Source organism: Collimonas rhizosphaerae, from assembly GCF_038896935.1.
In the GTDB taxonomy this organism is placed as follows: Bacteria; Pseudomonadota; Gammaproteobacteria; order Burkholderiales; family Burkholderiaceae_D; genus Collimonas; species Collimonas rhizosphaerae.
In genome coordinates this window covers 131160-150311 of record NZ_JBANDC010000005.1, presented here as the reverse complement: position 1 = coordinate 150311, position 19152 = coordinate 131160, and the positions used below count along the sequence as shown (strand labels likewise).

At 57.1% G+C, this 19152-nt stretch carries 15 protein-coding genes and 1 tRNA gene; 5 read left to right on the top strand and 11 right to left on the bottom strand.

The window, feature by feature from the left end:
- Positions 1-17: 17 nt before the first annotated feature.
- Both V8G57_RS08860 and V8G57_RS08855 read right to left on the bottom strand, forming a co-directional pair.
- Positions 18-818: a phage antirepressor KilAC domain-containing protein gene (locus V8G57_RS08860; protein WP_342829038.1), complete on the bottom strand. Its 801-nt coding sequence runs from the start codon at positions 816-818 to the stop codon at positions 18-20.
- A gap of 1 nt (position 819) precedes the next feature.
- Positions 820-1008, bottom strand: coding sequence for a helix-turn-helix transcriptional regulator (locus V8G57_RS08855; RefSeq protein WP_342829037.1), 189 nt, complete (start codon positions 1006-1008; stop codon positions 820-822).
- A gap of 327 nt (positions 1009-1335) precedes the next feature.
- Here V8G57_RS08855 and V8G57_RS08850 point away from each other — a divergent pair, with 327 nt between their 5' ends.
- On the top strand, positions 1336-6405 hold the full coding sequence (locus V8G57_RS08850) for a HEAT repeat domain-containing protein (RefSeq protein ID WP_342829036.1): 5070 nt from the start codon (positions 1336-1338) through the stop codon (positions 6403-6405).
- Positions 6406-6729: 324 nt separating this feature from the next.
- Here the strand turns inward: V8G57_RS08850 and V8G57_RS08845 are convergent, their stop codons facing one another.
- The 6 genes from V8G57_RS08845 to mutL all read right to left on the bottom strand — a co-directional run bounded on the left by V8G57_RS08845 (position 6730) and on the right by mutL (position 12203).
- Complete coding sequence (locus tag V8G57_RS08845; RefSeq protein ID WP_342829035.1) at positions 6730-7317, bottom strand: hypothetical protein; 588 nt, start codon at positions 7315-7317, stop codon at positions 6730-6732.
- The gene (locus V8G57_RS08840; protein WP_342829034.1) at positions 7317-8576 is read right to left on the bottom strand and encodes a tyrosine-type recombinase/integrase; all 1260 of its coding nucleotides are present in this window, start codon (positions 8574-8576) and stop codon (positions 7317-7319) included. The genes V8G57_RS08845 and V8G57_RS08840 overlap by 1 nt, the downstream gene beginning before the upstream one ends.
- Before the next feature lie 2 nt (positions 8577-8578).
- The gene (locus V8G57_RS08835; protein ID WP_342829033.1) at positions 8579-9031 is read right to left on the bottom strand and encodes an Arm DNA-binding domain-containing protein; all 453 of its coding nucleotides are present in this window, start codon (positions 9029-9031) and stop codon (positions 8579-8581) included.
- A gap of 166 nt (positions 9032-9197) precedes the next feature.
- Positions 9198-9274: transfer RNA gene (locus V8G57_RS08830), tRNA-Met, on the bottom strand.
- A gap of 86 nt (positions 9275-9360) precedes the next feature.
- Positions 9361-10332, bottom strand: coding sequence for a tRNA (adenosine(37)-N6)-dimethylallyltransferase MiaA (gene miaA / locus V8G57_RS08825; RefSeq protein WP_342829032.1), 972 nt, complete (start codon positions 10330-10332; stop codon positions 9361-9363).
- Between the two features lie 5 nt (positions 10333-10337).
- Positions 10338-12203: a DNA mismatch repair endonuclease MutL gene (gene mutL / locus V8G57_RS08820; protein WP_342829031.1), complete on the bottom strand. Its 1866-nt coding sequence runs from the start codon at positions 12201-12203 to the stop codon at positions 10338-10340.
- Between the two features lie 238 nt (positions 12204-12441).
- Between mutL and V8G57_RS08815 the strand changes: the two genes are divergently transcribed.
- Complete coding sequence (locus tag V8G57_RS08815) at positions 12442-13086, top strand: VTT domain-containing protein (protein WP_092397336.1); 645 nt, start codon at positions 12442-12444, stop codon at positions 13084-13086.
- Positions 13087-13165: 79 nt separating this feature from the next.
- On the opposite strand, the gene V8G57_RS08810 is transcribed toward V8G57_RS08815, so the two are convergent.
- Both V8G57_RS08810 and tsaE read right to left on the bottom strand, forming a co-directional pair.
- Positions 13166-14512 carry an N-acetylmuramoyl-L-alanine amidase gene (locus V8G57_RS08810; protein WP_342829030.1) on the bottom strand — a complete coding sequence of 449 codons (1347 nt, stop codon included), beginning with the start codon at positions 14510-14512 and terminating at the stop codon, positions 13166-13168.
- Positions 14476-14970: a tRNA (adenosine(37)-N6)-threonylcarbamoyltransferase complex ATPase subunit type 1 TsaE gene (gene tsaE / locus V8G57_RS08805; RefSeq protein ID WP_342829029.1), complete on the bottom strand. Its 495-nt coding sequence runs from the start codon at positions 14968-14970 to the stop codon at positions 14476-14478. Before tsaE ends, V8G57_RS08810 begins: the two co-directional genes overlap by 37 nt.
- 71 nt (positions 14971-15041) lie before the next feature.
- Between tsaE and queG the strand changes: the two genes are divergently transcribed.
- Complete coding sequence (queG, locus tag V8G57_RS08800) at positions 15042-16148, top strand: tRNA epoxyqueuosine(34) reductase QueG (protein WP_342829028.1); 1107 nt, start codon at positions 15042-15044, stop codon at positions 16146-16148.
- A 2-nt stretch (positions 16149-16150) separates the two neighbouring features.
- On the opposite strand, the gene V8G57_RS08795 is transcribed toward queG, so the two are convergent.
- Positions 16151-17044 (bottom strand): AEC family transporter, encoded by an 894-nt coding sequence (locus tag V8G57_RS08795; protein ID WP_342829027.1) that lies wholly within the window; start codon positions 17042-17044, stop codon positions 16151-16153.
- 519 nt (positions 17045-17563) lie between these two features.
- Here V8G57_RS08795 and V8G57_RS08790 point away from each other — a divergent pair.
- Positions 17564-18094, top strand: a complete 531-nt coding sequence (locus V8G57_RS08790) for a methylated-DNA--[protein]-cysteine S-methyltransferase (RefSeq protein ID WP_092397346.1) — start codon at positions 17564-17566, stop codon at positions 18092-18094.
- Positions 18091-19029 carry a site-specific tyrosine recombinase XerD gene (xerD, locus tag V8G57_RS08785; protein WP_342829026.1) on the top strand — a complete coding sequence of 313 codons (939 nt, stop codon included), beginning with the start codon at positions 18091-18093 and terminating at the stop codon, positions 19027-19029. The genes V8G57_RS08790 and xerD overlap by 4 nt, the downstream gene beginning before the upstream one ends.
- Positions 19030-19152: the final 123 nt, after the last annotated feature.

The following is a 19152-nucleotide window of genomic DNA, read 5'->3' as shown; positions in this document are numbered from 1 at the left end:
CTTGGCGTAACTTATCGTCAAGAAATTTCATATTCAAGCCGGCCCCTCCCGTAACGTTTCGCCAGCCACTCTTGACCGCGCCCTGTAACCATCGTCGTGAACGTTGGATGCTCATTGCCGCTGGAATCTGTCCATGGTTTCTTTTCGATCACACGAAAATAGCCACGATCGATAAATTTTTGAAAGGGTAGATTGTTCTGCATCAACACCTCGTCAGTGCGTAAGCGTTCAATAAATCGATTCGGCCCCCATCCAATCGTTTTTGCGAATTGCCCCATCTTGCAAACCCCGGCCGTATTGCAGATGGTTTCTGCGAACTCGACCTTCGGCCCATCGGCGGCAATGCGGAGCGCCTGAGCCTCTATCTGCTCAGCCTGGGCTAGTGCCAAGCGCAACGCGCCAGCAAGCGTTGTCGGTGCCAAAATAGTGGCAGCAGCATCAAAGGTACGAATGACCTTCAGATGAAAAGTTGGGCTGATCCACATGGCGTAAGCGTAGACCAGCTCCTTGCAGACGTAAGTGCCAGGCGACGTCCCGCCGCGCATCGACTCTAAAGGGGCAAACTCCAATTCTGGTGTTAGCTCTGATACGAGAGCCTGAAATCCTTCGCTGCGGGTGAAGCGAAAAGGTGTATGGCGATCCTCACCGCCCGCGGCCCGATGCAAGTCATTCAGACAATAGCGCCCTTGTCGATCTTGATGAATAGCCACATTAAGGATTTTGATGGAGGAACTATCACCAGATACGACGCCGTTGAGATGTACGAGCGCCGCTTGTTTCAAAGTCGGAACTTTTGCTTTGGCAGTGGTTGCGTGCATATCAAACCCCTTGCTGAATCAAAGCACGGATGTCTTCAACCTTCCAGGCAGTGACGCGTTCAGATAGCTTTATGCCGGCCGGGTATTTGCCGGATTTGATGCCAGCCCACCAGGTGGATTTAGAGACGGGATAGACTTTGAGGACAACAGGCAAACGAACGTAGCCAGTGGTAGGTAGGGATTCAAACATAATGCACTCCATAGGATTAGTGTTAATCCGACGCGGTAGCCCCGTGTCGATGGAGAGCATCTTATTTTTTTGAGGCGGAAAAGAAAAAACGGGTTGATGGGATAAACGGTTTATTCCATCAAATGCGCTATCTCAAACTTGACCTGTTACGAAGTGTCAGGTCAAATCTAGTTCGGCGTGCCATACACTTGACTGGAATCGGCCAGCTTCGGTCGGTGGCCCGGGCTTTCAGTAAGACATTCGAACGTCGCATCCGGTCGGTAATCGCACCTTCGTGCAGCGGTTGTGTCCGTCGTACACACGCCCAAGATTTTCGGGAGAATTAGTATGTCAGGCGGGGAAACGGCGATACGTGGCTTTGACTATCAAGCCACTGTGATACTCGATGAGATAATGACCCACTTTGCGGCGTGGGGGGCGGACGGTTTTGTCCGACCCGAAGGCGAGGATGATCTTGATCTGTTCGAGGGGCTTGGGCCGATCCGAAACGTCGTGCATGTGCAAATCAAGAAGCCACGCCAAAACGCGACTGGTGAGCTTTCTCCTTCCGCATGGACGATAGCGGAGGCCGTAGGCGAACTGCTGCCGCAGTCCGTTGTGCGACTCGCACGCCCGTTTTGCCGCCAGGTTTGGATTCTCGGCGATAAGGTTTCCCCTGATCTCGCCTCTGTTATCGCACTCGGGAAGGCGGCACCCTCTCAGGCTTACCTGTCTTTGATACACCTTCTAGGACGCAACGAAGCCATACGGTACAAGGGACTAGGCAGCTCCCCTAGGAGGCGGATACAGATTTGGCGGCCGTCTCCTGTACCTGGTCTCACCATCGAAGAAAACATCCAGAAGATGATTGATGTCTTTCGTCTGTTCGCAGGTAGAGAAGGGCTGAACGCAACGGAGCTCCAGGACTATGAGGAAGCTATAGAGCGGTTGCAGACAAGTCTGCCTTCGTTACTAAGTCGCATCGAGATAAAGGTAAGTAACGGACTTGAGAGTGAGGTGGTTGAACGGGTTAACGCACGCCTCTCCGCACAATATCAACTGAGCCCGACTATTGTTGGGGACACGCTATTCCGAAATTTACGAGGGTTCGTCAACGATATCTCGAAACAGCACGGTCGAAGTTTCGGAAGCGGCGAGTTTGACTATGAAATCGCAACAGTATGGCCCGAGATGGTTCCAATCAAGATTCCTCCTGAGCTAGAGAAGGATCATGTTCATAGAAAGGACATCACTTCTGCCCTTCTGACCTCCGACTCGAAGATCGTCGAGGTCGTTGGTGTCTCAGGTTCCGGTAAATCAAGCCTCGCTGCGGAAGCCATTGAGCGTATCGAAAAGGAAAGCGAGCGGAACCTCTCCTACTACGTGGAGGTCCGAAAGACTACGCGATTCAGGGATGTGCTGGCTGGTCTCACGTTTCGCCTGCGCCGCTTTGGCGCTGACTTTGCATTCGACTCTGCTGTCGACGGTACCAGTTCGAACGAAGGCGCGGCCGTCAGAGTTGGTCGCGCCCTTTCAGACCTCAATCGGCCGGTATCCATATTTTTGGATCTCGTGGAGGGAAGTTGCGACTCGGAGTTCTCGCGTGACCTTTGTACATTCGTGCGTCAGATTGCAAAGGGGACAGCGAACTGTCGAGTTATTGCTTTGGGGCAGGAGCGAACGTTAAAGGAATTTTCGGAATTTGATCGGAAAGCAATCGGTGTGGTTCAGGTCGATGTGCGTGGATTCGAGTTCGATGAGTTGCTTCACCTCGCGACAGCGCGTCAGTCAAGTTTGTCCCGTGAATCACTGTGGGATCTGTTTGGGCGCGTCACAAAAGGGCGATCCGCCGGACTCGTTGCTGCTAGAGCGCGAAGTATTGCGGACATGTCCCAGAATCTCGCGCAACAGGTTCTAGATGGTGCATCGCCCGAAGAGATGATTGGAAGGGCGGACGTCGAACGCTTCGAGCGTATTTCCACCCTGGCCCTGAATGCGGCTAAGAAGCTCGTATGTTTCGTTTTACCTTTTTCCGCCACAGAGGCAGCGTCCGCCTTCCCTAACGACAATGTCCGGCACGCGATCGTCGAAATGCTCGACCTCGCACTGCTTCGACGTTATGACGAAACGTCCTTTGAGATGCATGAGACGGTTCGAGCCGCGCTGGAGAGCTATCTTCCGCTCAGTATCAGCAGAGCAGCTCATGCTGAGCTGGCAAGCTGGTACGTTCGGAGACAAGACGCTCCGGCTGTGATTTTTCATCTTGATGCAGCGGACCGCCATAGTGAAGCCTGTGCGGTGGCGAGGGATGAATTCCTTCATGGACGGTCATGGTCTGCGTTGCGAGACTACGCTGTGGCGCATCAGTTGATCTCCAAGCAGGAGGCAATTGGGCTGTTTGAGCACGGCAAAGAGAATGGTCAGAGCTATTTTTTACTCGAATTTTTTAGGGGTGGCGCGGGCCCGGACGTTACAGACGCTTTGATCGTGCAGTTGAGAACATCGTCCCCTCCTGAGCCAAGCGTTGATTTTTCCTGGACCTGCAACCTGATGCAGGCGATTCTATACAGTGATTCAGACAGATTACTGCAGCTTCTGGAATATTCGTTGGAGGTACCGGAGACTCAGGTCGGCCGGGATCAGAGATTTGGATATTTACAAATCGCCCTTTCACGTGTGGAAATTCAATTCCAGCAGGAGTGTGTAAATCTATTTAGCCGTGAAAGCGCCGACGCGAAGCATCGTATGTTACCGATCTTTGTCGCTAGTGGACGCCGAGATGTGATGCGAGTCGCCTTCGGGTTTCTCGAAAAAAATCCTGAATTGCTTATGCGTGGTCGAGGGGCGTCGCACAACATTCGCTTGAATGTGGTTGACGTGGCTAGAGTCAGGGAATTTCTTGCAGCGTTGCCGTCGCGGGATAACGCGCAGATGCTCGCGCGGAGATCCGCGCTGTTGGAACCGTTCCTCGGACCAATCTGGGCACAGCGTCATGCACTCAGGAAGTTCTGTGTTCAACTGCTGGAGGATTCCGATCCAGAGCCCACGGTCATGCAGGGTGCCGCGCGGGTATTAATAGCCCTAGGCGAGCCATCGCTACTTAAGCTTTGCGATGGCGCGAGGACATTGGACCAGTCAACCCGTACATTTTTTGAGTTCCTCCCGGCATTGGTTCCGTGGCTTGCCAATCGTGCTGAATACGAGAAAAAAATCCTCGATACCACCCTCGAGATAAAAGATAGGATGTCGGCAATTTTTCCCGTTCTGGCATTGGGCTCAGATATAGGAGTGTTGCTGGAGAAACTGAAACAGAGTGATTTAACCCAAGCGAATCTTTGGGAGTTCCTCATACTGCGCTCAGCGGTGTTCCGTCCGTTTAGCGCGGGGATATCGGCTGTGGCTCAGAAGATAAAGTCGGGCGATAAGGACGTGACACTTGGATCTCTCGTCGCCGGTTTTGGACGCCTCGGAGGCATAGAAGCTCGTCGTTTGTTGCTGGACGCCCTCGATCATTCCGACCCAAACGTTCGTGCGGCCGCCGTCATCACGTTGGCGCAAGTGCGAGACAGACATGCACTTCATGATCTTGTGGCTCGGCTTGGTGTAGAAACTGATGTGGCGATGGCACAAAATCTGATTGTCGCAATCGCTGCCAGTCATCCGGATGCGGAGGTGATGGAAAAAATTGATTGGTCTCGTGTTCCTTCCGCGCGAATCTGGCGAAGCATTATGGCAGGCCGATTGCGCAATGTGCGGGAGGTGGTCGAGATTGCAGATGTTGCCACGGATGTGAGCCAACGGTGGCAGGTTAGGCGTGCTGCAGTGCTTGCGGCTGGCCGGCTTGGCGACCAGCCGACACTCGAGAAAATTCGCGACTCTTTAAGTAAGGAGCGGTCTCCTTTTGACGGCGATAAAACATACAATCTGGTAGGGCATGAGCTAGCCCTGAATATGTTATCCAACGGGCTTCCGTTTTTGTTCGAAAAGTTTCTAGATGAGAAGGCACAATTTATCGACTTCGTGGCGGAGCAGTTCAATCACACCCTGCTTCACACTGTCCCGCAAGGCCAACTTCCGCCGGGGCAAGAGGTCGCCGCGTGGATGTACGACCAGCTGATAGCTCACAACTATCCCTCCTCCAAAGCGGGGGTGGATGCGTTCATCGACAGGCTGCAGATTCCCATCGTGCAGGCTGCCTTGTTGCGGTCGTTGCGCATGGCGAGTCGTTACGATCTTATCGAGGAAGAGGCGAGCACCGCATACAGTGCGTGGTACTTGATGCGTTGTGTTGTGGAACTCCGACATAACCAGCGCAACGATCCCCCTCTACGCGAGCGCGTTGATGCAATCATCGCGGCCTCCCCATGGGGATCAAACGGTTTGATGCAGAACCTGGTACCGGATACGTTTGGAATTGTCGTCTCGCAACCAATGGCAGGCCAGCCACCTACATCAACAACTACACCGGAAGTAGTGAGACGAAAATTTGTCGAAGTGACTGTTCGTGAGATTGAAGCGGCCCTTGATGGCTCGATAAAGCTTGATGAATCGCTACCTCTTCGCCTGTTCATCGAGTCCGAAGATCGGTACAAGGAACTCGTACGCGATCTGGACCCTGAGAATGACTATGTTCGTGATTCGACGCGAAAGCCTGCGTTTCTGCGTTTTACGGCGAGCGGCTATCTGGTCAATGACGGCCAACATAACCGCAAGGAGAATCGTGCGAATCTTAGAGCTTCCTTGCGTCCAGTAATTGCTGCCGTTAATCATTGGGACGTGCCGATTCCATGGCATAGCCGAATGCTCGAAGAAGATAGGTTTGACGCTTATGCCGGAAAATTCGTTGATTGTCTTGCGGTGTGCGGTGATCTGACCGTGTTTTACCGAGAGATGGAGAGGTACGAAGGTACCCTGATGCCGTCAATTTTGAGTTCGAAAATCCGTGCCGAGAACATCCAGCCGGTGGTGAACGAAAGCATGGTCCCGTTTCTGGCTCGATATCTGGGTTCAGGTCACGATGCATTCCTGGTGGGACTGTGCACCGTTGCGGGTCATATTAAATCTTCTGCTGTCGATGACGTTCTTGAGGGCCTGCTTGCTCGATGGCACGGTCGATTTAATCTGGCAGAACCAAGTCCGCAGCACAATGAGAATATCGATTTTTGGGTGGCATTCCATCGACTGTCGCGTCACCCTCGCTTCGATAACATTCGCGACTGGGACATCCGTTTGGAGGAGATATTGCGGGGCCTGATGGACGGTCACCAACGCGATGAGGTGCTCAATACGCTATGTCGAAGTTCACGCATGTATCGCACCATTGAGACTCAGCTGTTCCGGCGCTGGACGCTAACGCACTACCGCAATGATATCGTTGACATTTTGGAGAACGAGGCTGACCGGCTTTTCCGCACATAGTTGACGCTAGACATTCGCCGCCCATCTTGCCGCCTCAAATGCCAGGCTGGGGGGCGACTTTGCCCCTATGTTGGCTCCGCTAGGCTCAAATCAAGTGGTCCAAGAAAAACCACGATGTTCCAGCCACGACGATGAACGGTGCTCGCGTACGCAATCCCATTCACAACACCGCTCTCAAACCGTTAATCCTACACAAAGTTGGTGACTAGGGTTGCCTTGGCCGAACGATTTCATCAATCTGTTGCATCCATCGGTTGAGTCCACAGCCGTTTCCGGACGAGGATTCGTACAACTAATGTCAGGTCAAGTCTGAGCTAGTGCGCATCAAATGGTCAAAAGCAGTTCTGGATATTGAAGAACCCCGCGTGCTCGAACAAGCGCCGATCTTTGTAGTTCACTGAGGTCACCTAAGAGTTCAGAAGTAATCATTCCGTTCGACGCTCGTATGGAATTTTTTCCGGCGAAGCAATGTGCCCAATTTATCGTGTTTTTTGCCTCATGATATGTGCGTACAGTGTTTTCGGAGATGTCATATTTTTCTGCGATTTTTTTGATACCATCGCGCCGCGCCTTTTCCATTCGATGTCTGATGTCGATTACCTCCTCCCCGCGCTCGTCGGCGAGTTCTTCCGCGAAAATTAACACCTCTTCCGTTTGCAAATATAGGCCGAAAAGTGCTGTGCTAATGTCCTCTTTTTCTGTTGGGGACAGCACGTTGTTTTTCTTTCCTCTGAGGTCTGGAGGTTGCACCTTTCCTTCGATAAGAGCAGCTAGGTAGCTCCGAACAATTGGAGGGATTGGTTGATCTGTACGCAAGAGTGCGGCGAGGTCAGTAGCCCATCCCGCAAGCTGTAGCTCTACGAGCGCGCTCATCCATTCGTTCTCTTCTACTAATGGCGCTTTCTTGACCATTAAGCAGCCTTGCCAAATTTCCTGGTTATTACTTTGCCGCTGGCCGCCGAGTACAAGTAGTCCGCGTACTGCTGCATCATTGCTTTGCGCTCGTCAAGGAATAGGGCGCGATCATAGGCTTCGCCGTAGGTGTCCCCAGACGCGTGAGACAGTTGGCGATCGACTACCTCATGGCGATAGCCCAGGCGCTCTTTTATTACACCCATCGCTAACGAGCGGAAGCCGTGGCCAGTCATCTTGCCGCTGTAGCCCATGCGCTTTACCGCCGCTAAGATGCCGAAATTGGTTGCAGGTTGGCTGGGATCGCGCAGATTGGGGAAAAGGTACTTGTTGTTGCCTGTGTATTCCTGTAGCTCTTTCAGCAGCTCCCAGCCTTGGCTCGGCAAGAATACATGATGATCAACTTTGCGCGGGTTCAGTTTCTTCTTGCCCATTTTCATACGCTGCCAGGGAATTACCCAATGCTCGTTATCGAGATCGATCTCCGACCACTCTGTTGTTGTCAACTCGCTGGTACGCACGAAAGTCAGCATCATCAGTCGAAACATGATCCTGGTGGGTGCATACATCCGGCCCTCGATCTTTTCAAAGGCTCTGAGGAATTCTGGTAGTTCGTCTGGTGTGATCGCTGCGTGATGGCCCTTTGCAGTTTGTTTGAGTGCGCCCCGCAAGCTGGGTACTGGATCAAGCTCGGCCTTGCCGCAAGCAATCGCATAGCGAAATATCTGCCCACATACTTGTCCCTGCCGCTTCGCCATGTCCAGAGCGCCGCGTTTCTCGATCTGGCGCAGAACGTCTAGCATGACGGGAGCTTTGATGTCTGTAATAGGCTGTCTGCCGATTAACGGAAATACATCCTTCTCTAATCGATGCAAAATATTGGCTGCTGTACGCGATTGCCAGGTGTCGAGCTTGTTCGCGTGCCATTCACGAGCCACAGCCTCGAAGGTATTGGCGTTGGCAGTCGCTTTATTTAGCTTTTCTATTCGCTTGGCTTGCGCAGGATCTATACCGGCATTTATCTTGTCGCGCGCTGCCGCTCTCGATTTTCTGGCGTCAGCAAGTGAAATCTCAGGATATTTTCCAAACGCCAACAATCGTTGAGTTCCCGCGAAGCGATATGCCATGCGCCAATATTTAGTGCCATCGGGATTCACCAATAAGAACATCCCGCCACCATCAGACAGCTTATAGGGTTTGTCTTTTGGTTTTGCAGTGCGAGGCTGTATGTCAGTCAACGGGGTGGCAAGTTTAGGCATGGCTACTTCTCTACTATATCGACTGGAGTGGCTATCAGAAATGCTGTTAGTGCTTTTACCTGTGCAGGGCCTAGTGTCATGCGATTTATGTGATTTTCGATCACCAGCCCACCTTGTTCGTTCGTGGATAGGCGGAATCTTCGAAATTTCGGTCTTGAGGATTGTTCTTGCTGGCGCTGCTCACGCCTTTTTTCACTTGGGTCGATGCCATCGGCGATTAGGAGTTGAGCTTCCGTATGCCTTAGTCGCGCTTCTGATAGCAATATTTCGGGGTAAGTGCCTAACCGCAGGGAGGTTTCCGTGCCTTGGCGCTTGTAAACCATGTGCCAGCGTTTTATGCCCGTGGGCTCAATCAATAAACATAAGCCATGCCCATCACCAATTTTGTACCTTTTGGCGCGCGGTTTTAGCTCGGAAATCTGCGCTTCAGTCAGCGGCGTGGCTAGTTTAGGCATTTTTGTTGGTATGTGATTTTGATGAACTTTCTCATATCAACAAGGGTACCAACATAAACTTTGGATGGCAATGGACGCCAAAAACGCTCAGCAAACAAAAAACCCGCATCAGCACTAGGCTAGAGGCGGGTTTTTGTACGTTGCTGGACTTCCTGAAACGTGTTCTTGGTGGTGATAGGTGGACTTGAACCACCGACCCCAGCATTATGAGTGCTGTGCTCTAACCAACTGAGCTATATCACCAATGAAGCCCTAAATTATGAAGCATTTCTCCAAATGCTGTCAAGAAAAACAGGTCCGGGATGCTTCCCAAGGGTAATTTCGTGGCGTTACCGCTGCTTGAGGGCTGCTGTTACCGTCTCCAGCACCGTATCGGCAACACGGTCGCCGATGCAGTCAATCACGATCCGTTCCGGCATGGAACGCAGCCAGGTGAGCTGGCGCTTGGCCAGCTGGCGGGTGGCGGCGATGCCTTTTTCGCGCAGTTCCTGGTAGCCGTAGTGGCCGTCCAGGTATTCCCAGGTCTGGCGATAGCCGACGCAGCGCATGGACGGCAGGCCGAGATGCAGGTCGCCGCGGGCGCGCAGGGTTTCGACTTCGCCGATCAGGCCGCCGCTTTGCGGGTCCAGCATCAGGTCGAAACGCCGGGCGATCCGTTCGTGCAGCACGCTGCGGTCCGATGGTTCCAGGGCGATCGGCAGGATATCGAAGGGCAGCTCCGGCGCCGGCCGGTCGGTCAGCAGCGAGGACATGGTCTGGCCGCTGAGTTCGATGATTTCAAGGGCGCGCTGGATGCGCTGGCTGTCGTTGGGTTTCAGGCGGGCGGCGGTGGCCGGGTCGAGCTGGGCCAGCCGGGCATGCATGCCGGGCACGCCGATCAAGGCCGCTTCGGCGTCCAGCCTGGCGCGCAGGGCTGGGTCGGCTTGCGGCAAGTCGTCGAGGCCGTCGCGCAGGGCCTTGAAATACAGCATGGTGCCGCCGACCATCAGCACCAGCTTGCCGCGCGCGTGGATTTCAGCGGACAGGCGCAGCGCGTCGTCGCGGAATTGCATGGCCGAATAGGATTGCGTCGGCTCCATGATGTCGATCAGGTGGTGCGGCGCCGCGGCAAGCTCGTCGCGGCTGGGCTTGGCGGTGCCGATATCCATGCCGCGATACACCAGGGCCGAATCGACCGAAATGATTTCAGACGGAATGTGTCTCGCGATTTCCAGCGCGGCGGCGGTCTTGCCCGAGGCGGTGGGCCCCATGATGGCGATCACCAGCGGCTTCGCCGTGGTTGGTGCTGGCTGTGATGGCATACCGCTTACTGGCCGCGCAAGAATAGTTTGTCCAGGTCGGACAGCGCCAGCTGGCTCCAGGTGGGGCGGCCGTGGTTGCACTGGTCGGCGCGTTCGGTGGCTTCCATTTGCCGCAGCAAGGCGTTCATTTCCGGCGCTGTCAGGCTGCGGTTGGCGCGCACTGCGGTATGGCAGGCCAGGGTGCCGAGCAGCTCATTGCGGCGTTCGACCAGGACCCGCGAGCCGCCGAATTCGCGGACGTCGCGCAGCACATCGCGCGCCAGCGTCTGGGCGTCCGCGTTTTTCAGCAGGGCAGGGACCGAGCGCACGGCCAGCGTGGTGGGCGAAATCGCGGCGATGTCAAACCCTAGCGCATGCAGGGTTTCCTGGTTTTCTTCGGCGGTGCCGACTTCAACCGCGTCGGCAAAGAAGGTGACCGGGATCAGCAGCGGCTGGACCTGCATCGCATCTTCATCCAGCGCGCCTTTCAGCTGCTCGTACAGGATGCGTTCATGCGCCGCGTGCATGTCGACCAGCACCAGGCCCTTGGTGTTTTGCGCAAGGATATAGATGCCATGCAGCTGGGCCAGCGCGAAACCGAGCGGGAAGTCGTCGCTCGGCAGCGTCTGGCTGGCAAGCTGCTGCGGTGCCGCCGGATAGGTTGCAGCGCCGCCGGCAGGGTCATTGCCGGTAAACAGCGCGCCGTAATTGGCCATGGTTTGCGCCACGCCATTGGCGGCCGGCGCAAATTGCGGTCCGAATGAAGTCTGCTGCTGCGGCACTTGCGCGTTGGGTTGCAGGATCGCCTGCAGATGTTCTTGCGAGCCGCGGATCCACGGCATCGCGCCGCTGGGCGAGGGCAGCGGCGCCGGCGTCGCGCCGAACGAGGTGGCGGAGGTTTGCGCCAGCGCACGGCTGACTGCATGGAATACAAACTGGTGGACGGAGCGGCTGTCGCGGAAGCGCACTTCGATTTTCGATGGATGCACGTTGACGTCGACCAGCGCCGGGTCGAGGTCCAGTCCCAGCACATACGACGGGTAGCGGTCGCCATGCAGCACGTCCTGGTAGGCGGCGCGCACGGCGTGCACCAGCAGCTTGTCGCGCACGAAACGGCCGTTGACGTAGAAATACTGGGCGTCGGCGCGCGCCTTGGAGGCGGTCGGCAAGCCGACAAAACCGTGCAGGCGCAGCGGCCCGGCGCCTTCATCGAGCGCCAGGCGGGCGTTGGCGAATTCGTTGCCGAGGATGCTGGCGCTGCGTTTGGCGATTTCGGTGATGTTCCAGTGGTCGACGGTTTTGCCGTTATGCGTCAGCGAAAACGATACGTCCGGCCGCGCCAGCGCGATGCGCCGCACTACTTCGGCGCAGTGGCCGAATTCGGTCTGCTCCGATTTGAGGAACTTGCGCCTGGCCGGGGTATTGAAATACAAATCCTGGACGTCGACCGTGGTGCCTTGGGCGCCGGACGACGGCGTCACGGCCAGCGTGCTGCCGTCGATTTCCGAGGCGTGGCCGGCATCGGCGGTACGCGAGGTCAGGGTCAGCTGCGATACCGAGGCGATGGACGCCAGCGCTTCGCCGCGGAATCCCAGCGTGGCGACATTTTCCAGGTCGTGCAGCGAACTGATTTTTGAGGTGGCGTGGCGCGCCAGCGCCAGCGGCAATTGTTCCGGCGCAATGCCGCGGCCGTTGTCGGTGATGGCGATGCGTTTGACGCCGCCTTGTTCCAGCCGCACCGTGATTTGGGTGGCGCCTGCGTCCAGCGCGTTTTCCAGCAATTCCTTGACCACGGCGGACGGCCGTTCGACCACCTCGCCTGCCGCGATTTGCGAAATCAGGTTGTCGGGCAGCTGCTGGATGGCGCGGATAGGGGAGAGCGGTGGATTCATGCTGCGATTATACCGAAGCCGGAGCCAGCGGTTGTTTGCGCGCGCGCCGGCGCAGGCAATTGCCAAATCTAAGTTTGCGCTGTCTTTGGTAGTGTATTATTCCGGCGCTACCTGAGGAAAAGCGCCGCCGGGCTTCCTGGCGATGCTGTTGTCGAACGGGTGAACTTTATTCAACAAAGGAAAGTCAGTGTGCATAAGACTTTTCAATCATAAAGCGGTTAACTGAGGAACACGGACTATGGACTTCATGCAATTCATCGACATCATCCTGCATGTCGATAAATCCCTCGGCTTCTTGATCAAGGAATATGGCGCCTTGATCTACATGGTCCTGTTCCTGATAGTTTTTTGTGAAACCGGCCTGGTGGTCCTGCCGTTCCTGCCTGGCGATACGCTGTTATTCATCGGCGGCGCGTTTTGCGCCACCGGCGAGATGAACATCTGGGCCCTGATGGCTTTGCTGGTCATCGCCGCCACCACCGGCAACACGCTCAATTACTGGATAGGCAGCCTGATCGGGCACAAGGTCTACACCCATGACTATCGATGGCTGGACAAGAAGGCTTTGCAAAAGACCCACGCGTTCTATGAACACCATGGCGGCAAAACCATCATCCTGTCGCGCTTCGTGCCTATCGTGCGGACTTTCGCGCCGTTCGTGGCCGGGGTGTCGGAAATGACTTTCTCCAAATTCCAGTTCTTCAATATTACCGGCGCCCTGATCTGGGTGGTAGGCCTGGTGTCGGCCGGTTACTTCTTCGGTAATATTCCCGTCATCCGCGATCATTTGAACACCATCGTGCTGATCGGGGTCGGCGCGGCGGTAGTGCCGGTGGCGCTGGGCGGACTGTGGAAGTTCTACAAGAAAATGCGCGGCGCTTAAGCGCTGGCGACGCCGGATGAAAAAAGGGCGCGCTGCAAGTTTGCAGCGCGCCCTTTTTGTTTGGTACCGGCCCGGCAGCTTAGGTCAGGCGATTCCTTGCCAGCGGCGGGTTGTGGGCAAAGTACTTCTTGATCCCTTTCAAGACTGCGTCCGCCATCTGGTCCTGATAAGCATTGTCGGTCAGCCTGGCTTCTTCTTCCGGATTGGAAATGAAGGCGGTTTCAATCAGGATGCTTGGGATGTCCGGCGCTTTCAGCACGGCAAAACCGGCCTGTTCCACCGCGCCCTTGTGCAGCTTGTTGATGCCGCCGATCTCACTCAGCACTGCGCTGCCGAGCTTCATGCTGTCGTTGATCTGCGCCGTGGTCGACAGGTCCAGCAGCACGCTGGCTAGCTGGCGGTCGTGGCTCTTGATGTTGATGCCGCCGATCAGGTCGGCCGAGTTTTCCTTGTTGGCCAGCCAGCGCGCGGCAGTGGAGCTGGCGCCTTTCTCCGACAAGGCGAACACGGAGGAGCCGCGTGCGGTCGGCGTGACAAAGGCGTCGGCATGGATGGAGACGAACAGGTCGGCCTGTACTTTGCGGGCCTTTTGTACGCGCACGCCGAGCGGCACGAAAAAATCCGCGTCGCGCGTCAGCATCACGCGCATGTTCGGCTGCTGCTCGATCTTGGCCTTGAGCCGCTTGGCGATCGACAGCACTACGTCTTTTTCGCGATTGCCGCCGCGCCCGGTGGCGCCCGGATCTTCGCCGCCATGGCCGGGATCGAGGGCAATCGTGATCATGCGGGTCAGCGTCGGCGTCTTGTCCGGCTTCGGATCGGCCTTGGCGACTTGCGGCGGTTCAGGCTGCGGCTGCAGCGGCGGTTTTTGCTCCTGCGGTTTGGTTTGCGCCACCGGCGGCGTAATTTCGCCTGGCGTGGAGGAAGGCCATTCGCCTTTTTCAATCATCGCCTGGATCGGATCTGGCGGGTTGACCGGATACAGGTCGAACACTAGCCGATGCTGGTAGCCGCCCACCGGCGCCAGGGTGAACACCTGCGGTGTGACTTCTTCCTTGAGGTCGAACACCAGCCGCACCACATTCGGGCGGTTCTGGCCGACCCGGACTTGCTTGATGTAAGGATCGTTAGGCTGGATCTTGGCGACCAGTTCCTTCAAGGTCGGATTGAGTTCGATGCCTTCGATGTCGACCACCATGCGGTCCGGGTTCTGCACCAGGAAATGGGTGGTTTTCAGTTCAGCGTCGTTTTCCAGCGTGACGCGGGTGTAGTCTTCCGCCGGCCAGACCCGTACCGCGACAATTTGCGCGGCGCGCGCCGAGAGTGGCGCCAGGACTGAAATGAGCAAAGTGCCGCCGGCCTTGAGTATGGTGCGGCGGATTTTTGATTTTAGAGGTTTGGCGCAAATTTCAGTCGAGCGAGACATTGACTACCCTTATCAGATAACGCCTGCAATTCTACATCACGTCCCTTGTCGGAAACACGGGAAACGCTGAGTAATACACTGATGTCGGGCGGCGGCAACGCGCTATCGGCTTTTTCCGGCCATTCGACGATGCAGATGGTGTCGGGGTTGAAATATTCACGGAAGCCGGCTTCCAGGAATTCGTCCGGGCTGGCCATCCGGTACAAGTCGAAGTGCATCACTTCGACCGCCTGTTGGGCTATCTGGATCGTATAAGGTTCCACCAAGGTGTAAGTAGGGCTTTTGACGTGGCCCTGGTAGCCGGCGGCATGCAGCAAGGCGCGGGTCAGCGCGGTCTTGCCGGCGCCGAGGTCGCCGTGCAGATGGATCGCCAAGCCGGGCAGCAAGGCCCTGGCCAATGCGGCGCCGAGCGCGCCGGTTCCGGCCTCGTCATGCAGGTGGGTTGTAAAATGCTGCATCTCGTCACATAGTCCTTTGTATCAAGTCTTTCTTTCAAGTCTTTCTGAAGTCTTTTTGAAACGCACCAGCCATGGCAGTAATCGACCAGGATTTAACCGCGCTAGCCGCCACCATCAAAGCGTGGGGGCGGGAGCTTGGCTTCGCCGATATCCGCATCAGCGATGTCGACCTGGCGCAGCAAGAGGCGGGTTTCGAGGCTTGGCTTGCGCTCGGTTATCACGGTGACATGGATTATATGGCAGCGCACGGAATGAAGCGCGCCCGGCCTGCCGAACTAGTGCCCGGCGCGATCCGGGCCATCGCGGTGCGCATGGATTACCTGCCGCGCGCCTACCAGGACGACCAGGGCAGCTGGCGCCCGCGCGAGCAGGCGCGGCTGGCGCCGGCGGCCGCCGGCAGCGCCACCGTTTCGCTGTATGCGCGCGGCCGCGATTATCACAAGGTGCTGCGTTCGCGCCTGCAGCAGTTGGCCGATCGCATCAAGGGCGAGATCGGCGAATTCGGTTATCGCGTGTTTACCGATTCGGCGCCGGTGATGGAGGTGGCGCTGGCGCAGAAAGCCGGCCTGGGCTGGCGCGGCAAGCACACCTTGCTGCTTAATCGCGAGGCCGGCTCGTTTTTCTTCCTTGGCGAAATCCTGACTGACCTGCCGCTGCCGGTCGACCCGGCCATCAGTTCGCATTGCGGGCAATGCAGCGCCTGTATCGATGTCTGTCCGACCAAGGCGATTGTCGGCCCTTACCGGCTCGACGCCCGCCGTTGCATCTCTTACCTGACGATCGAATTGAAAGGCAGCATCCCGGTGGAGCTGCGGCCCCTGATCGGCAACCGCGTCTATGGCTGCGACGACTGCCAGCTGTTCTGTCCATGGAACAAGTTTGCGCAACCGTCGACGCTGGGCGATTTCGACGTCCGCAACGGCCTCGACCAGGCTACGCTGGTGGAGTTGTTCGGCTGGAGCGAGGAACAGTTCAACAGCCGCATGGAAGGCAGTCCGATCCGCCGCATCGGCTACCAGCGCTGGCTGCGCAACATGGCGGTCGGCCTCGGCAATACCGCGGCGGCGGGCGCCGCTACGCCGGAGATCGTCGCCGCTTTACAGCAGCGCAGCGACGATCCGTCCGAACTGGTGCGCGAGCATGTGGCGTGGGCATTGCAGCAGCACGGCATCGATTAACCTCAGTGCTGCAGCACCCACAGCCAGAACGGCAAGGTCAGCGCCGACAGCGTGGTGCCGGCGGAAATCATGAACGCCACCAGCGGACCGTTGCCGCCCATCCTGGCGGCCAGGATGTAAGCGCTGGAGGCGGTAGGCAGGGCGCAAAACAGCACCACCAGCTGCAATTGCGATGGCGCCAGTCCCAGCCACTGCCCCAGCAGCCAGGCTATGGTCGGCAGCGCCAACAGCTTGACCGCCAGGAAATATCCGGCCAGCGCCTTGGCCCGGTGCACGCCGCTCAGGCGCAGGCCCGCCCCCACCAGCAGCAAACCCAGCGCCAGTGCGGCGTTGCCGAGCCGCGACAGGACCGCTCCCGCCACTTCCGGCAGCGGCAGTCCGGACAGGCTGTACAAGAGGCCGCAAGCGGTGGCGATCAGCAGGGGATTGCGCGCCAGTTCCTTGAACAGGCCGCCGCTTTTGTGCGCCAAGGCATGCACCGCTGCCAGGTTGCACAGGGGCACGCCAAAGCCGATCAGCATCGCCATCATGCCGGTGGCCTGCTCGCCGCCCAGCCTGGCAGCCAGGGCCAGCGCCATGTACGAATTGAAACGATAGCCGGTTTGCATGCCGGATTCGTAATCCATGGGCGCCGCCTTGATCCACGGTTTGCCCAGCCAGGTGAGGAGGATGGCGCCGAGCAGCGCGCCCATGCCGACCATCAGCATCTTGCCGCTGGTGTCGAAGCTGAGCGGGGTGCGCGCGGTGGAGTAAAACAGCAGGGCGGGGAACAGCAGGAAATACACCAGCTTTTCCGCCCCGGTCCAGAACTCGGCGCCCCAATTGCTGATGCGGTGCAGCACGGCTCCTAGCAAGATTAGCGAAAAATCAGGAAACAACAGATTGACGATATACATGGAGTGGCGGATATTGTTAGAAAGCGGGCTGGATTGTCGACATGTTGGACATTCCTGAGTAATTCCCGGGGCCAGGCGTTGAAGTTGGTTTCCGCGTGGAAAATCTGCCGAAATTGCTGAGTATTAGTTTGATAAGGGTTTAGTGTAAACCTATGTTGTTTAGTCAAAATGATTCATATAAATTATTTGTTAAATCCGGGTAACACCTGTTACAGTGCGACCACAATAGAGATTGCAGCTTGCAAAAGCGGCAATTCCGCAGCGGGCTGAACTGGATTGCGGTTTCCGGCAAGCAGTTTTATGTGACACAGAATTTGGATCCGCGTCCGGCAAATGGATTTGCCAACGAGGTCGGATAAACAGAATTGTAGGTGGTGGTGCATAAGAACGGTATTGATACCGGGGATACTGAGGAGACCGTGCATTCCGAATGAAGCTGTCTAAACAGCCGGGAGTGCATAACGAAGTAATTTGAGGCGCATCGACACAGATGCGCCTTTTTTATTTTATGCTTGCGGTATGAATATAATTCCCGGCAGTCCCGTAAAGCGCACCGGCGGTCAGCTGCCCGCACAGCATTTCACTGCGGTGGTCGCCGCGCCGTTCGGTGCGATGGGCATACGCACCGAAGCCGGCCTGCTGCAGGAACTGGTCTATCTCCCTCCCTCTTTCCACGAAAAAGACGCCACCGATGCCCTGGCCGAACGTGCGGTCAAGCAGATCTGCCGTTACCTGGAACAACCGGATTTTCGCTTCGACCTGCCCCTGGCCCCGCTAGGCACCGCATTCCAGCACAAAGTGTGGAAGGCGATTGCGGCGATCCCGCGCGGGGAAGTGCTCACTTACGGCCAGGTTGCCAAGCTGGTGGAATCGGCGCCGCGCGCGGTTGGGCAAGCTTGCGGCTCCAACTGGTTTCCGCTGGTGATCCCTTGCCACCGGGTGACCGCGGCCGGCGGGATTGGCGGCTTTTCCCACCACGACGAGGCGGATGGCTTCCATCTGCGGGTCAAGCGCTGGCTGCTGGAGCACGAAGGCGTGGTCGGCCTGTGACAAGGTCCAAGGCCGGGAGTGAGGCCAAGCTGGCGCTTGGCGCCGAACATCAAACTGCAATCGACGAATTCTGCGACAGCTTGTGGCTGGAGGACGGCCTCGCCAAGAACTCGCTGGAGGCGTACCGGCGCGACATGACCCTGTTTGCGCTATGGCTGCAGGAACAGCCGGACGGCAAGTCCCTGTTTGCGGTCCATGCCGGCGACCTGAACGCCTATTTCCTGGCCAAGCATGACAGCAGCAAGGCCACTTCCTCGAATCGCCGCCTGGCGGTGCTGAAGCGCTTCTACCTGCTGGCCTTGCGGCAAAACCGGATCAGCGCCGATCCCTGCCTGCACCTGCGTTCGGCCAAGCAGGCGCCGCGCTTTCCCAAGATATTGTCTGAAATCCAGGTGGAAGCGCTGCTGGCGGCGCCCGACGTCGCCACGCCGCTGGGCCTGCGCGACCGCACCATGCTGGAGCTGATGTACGCCAGCGGTTTGCGGGTATCCGAGCTGGTGCTGCTGAAATCGCTGGAAGTCGGCATGAACGAAGGCGTGCTGCGGATTACCGGCAAGGGCAGCAAGACCCGCTTGCTGCCGTTCGGCGAAGAGGCGCGCAACTGGATCGTGCGTTACCTGAAAGACGCGCGCGGCCAGATCATGAACGGCCAGATGGACGACGCCTTGTTCGTGACGGCGCGCGGCGGCGCCATGACGCGCCAGATGTTCTGGACCCTGATCAAGAAGTACGCCGCCAAGGCAGCCATCAACGCGCCCTTGTCGCCGCATACCTTGCGCCATGCGTTCGCCACCCACCTGCTGAACCACGGCGCCGATTTGCGTGTAGTGCAGCTGCTGCTGGGGCACGCTGACATATCGACCACCCAGATTTATACCCATGTGGCGCGCGAGCGCCTGAAGGCCCTGCATGCGGCGCATCATCCGCGCGGCTGAAATCCTGGGGCTGGATGAAGGGTGGAGGTTGTTGAGCCTGTTCTATTTTATTGCCATATTGCAATTTTCTTCAGATTGAATTCTGCATCCTTCCAATTATTCTCCTGTATCCTGTAGTACATC

Coding starts and splice junctions, on each gene's coding strand:
- V8G57_RS08815 (WP_092397336.1), top strand. CDS start 12,442: ATGGACTTCATGCAATTCATCGACATCATCCTGCATGTCGATAAATCC.
- V8G57_RS08850 (WP_342829036.1), top strand. CDS start 1,336: ATGTCAGGCGGGGAAACGGCGATACGTGGCTTTGACTATCAAGCCACT.
- V8G57_RS08855 (WP_342829037.1), bottom strand. CDS start 1,008: ATGTTTGAATCCCTACCTACCACTGGCTACGTTCGTTTGCCTGTTGTC.
- V8G57_RS08795 (WP_342829027.1), bottom strand. CDS start 17,044: ATGTATATCGTCAATCTGTTGTTTCCTGATTTTTCGCTAATCTTGCTA.
- queG (WP_342829028.1), top strand. CDS start 15,042: ATGGCAGTAATCGACCAGGATTTAACCGCGCTAGCCGCCACCATCAAA.
- tsaE (WP_342829029.1), bottom strand. CDS start 14,970: ATGCAGCATTTTACAACCCACCTGCATGACGAGGCCGGAACCGGCGCG.
- V8G57_RS08835 (WP_342829033.1), bottom strand. CDS start 9,031: ATGCCTAAACTAGCCACGCCGCTGACTGAAGCGCAGATTTCCGAGCTA.
- mutL (WP_342829031.1), bottom strand. CDS start 12,203: ATGAATCCACCGCTCTCCCCTATCCGCGCCATCCAGCAGCTGCCCGAC.
- V8G57_RS08840 (WP_342829034.1), bottom strand. CDS start 8,576: ATGCCTAAACTTGCCACCCCGTTGACTGACATACAGCCTCGCACTGCA.
- V8G57_RS08845 (WP_342829035.1), bottom strand. CDS start 7,317: ATGGTCAAGAAAGCGCCATTAGTAGAAGAGAACGAATGGATGAGCGCG.
- V8G57_RS08860 (WP_342829038.1), bottom strand. CDS start 818: ATGCACGCAACCACTGCCAAAGCAAAAGTTCCGACTTTGAAACAAGCG.
- V8G57_RS08810 (WP_342829030.1), bottom strand. CDS start 14,512: ATGTCTCGCTCGACTGAAATTTGCGCCAAACCTCTAAAATCAAAAATC.
- miaA (WP_342829032.1), bottom strand. CDS start 10,332: ATGCCATCACAGCCAGCACCAACCACGGCGAAGCCGCTGGTGATCGCC.
- V8G57_RS08790 (WP_092397346.1), top strand. CDS start 17,564: ATGAATATAATTCCCGGCAGTCCCGTAAAGCGCACCGGCGGTCAGCTG.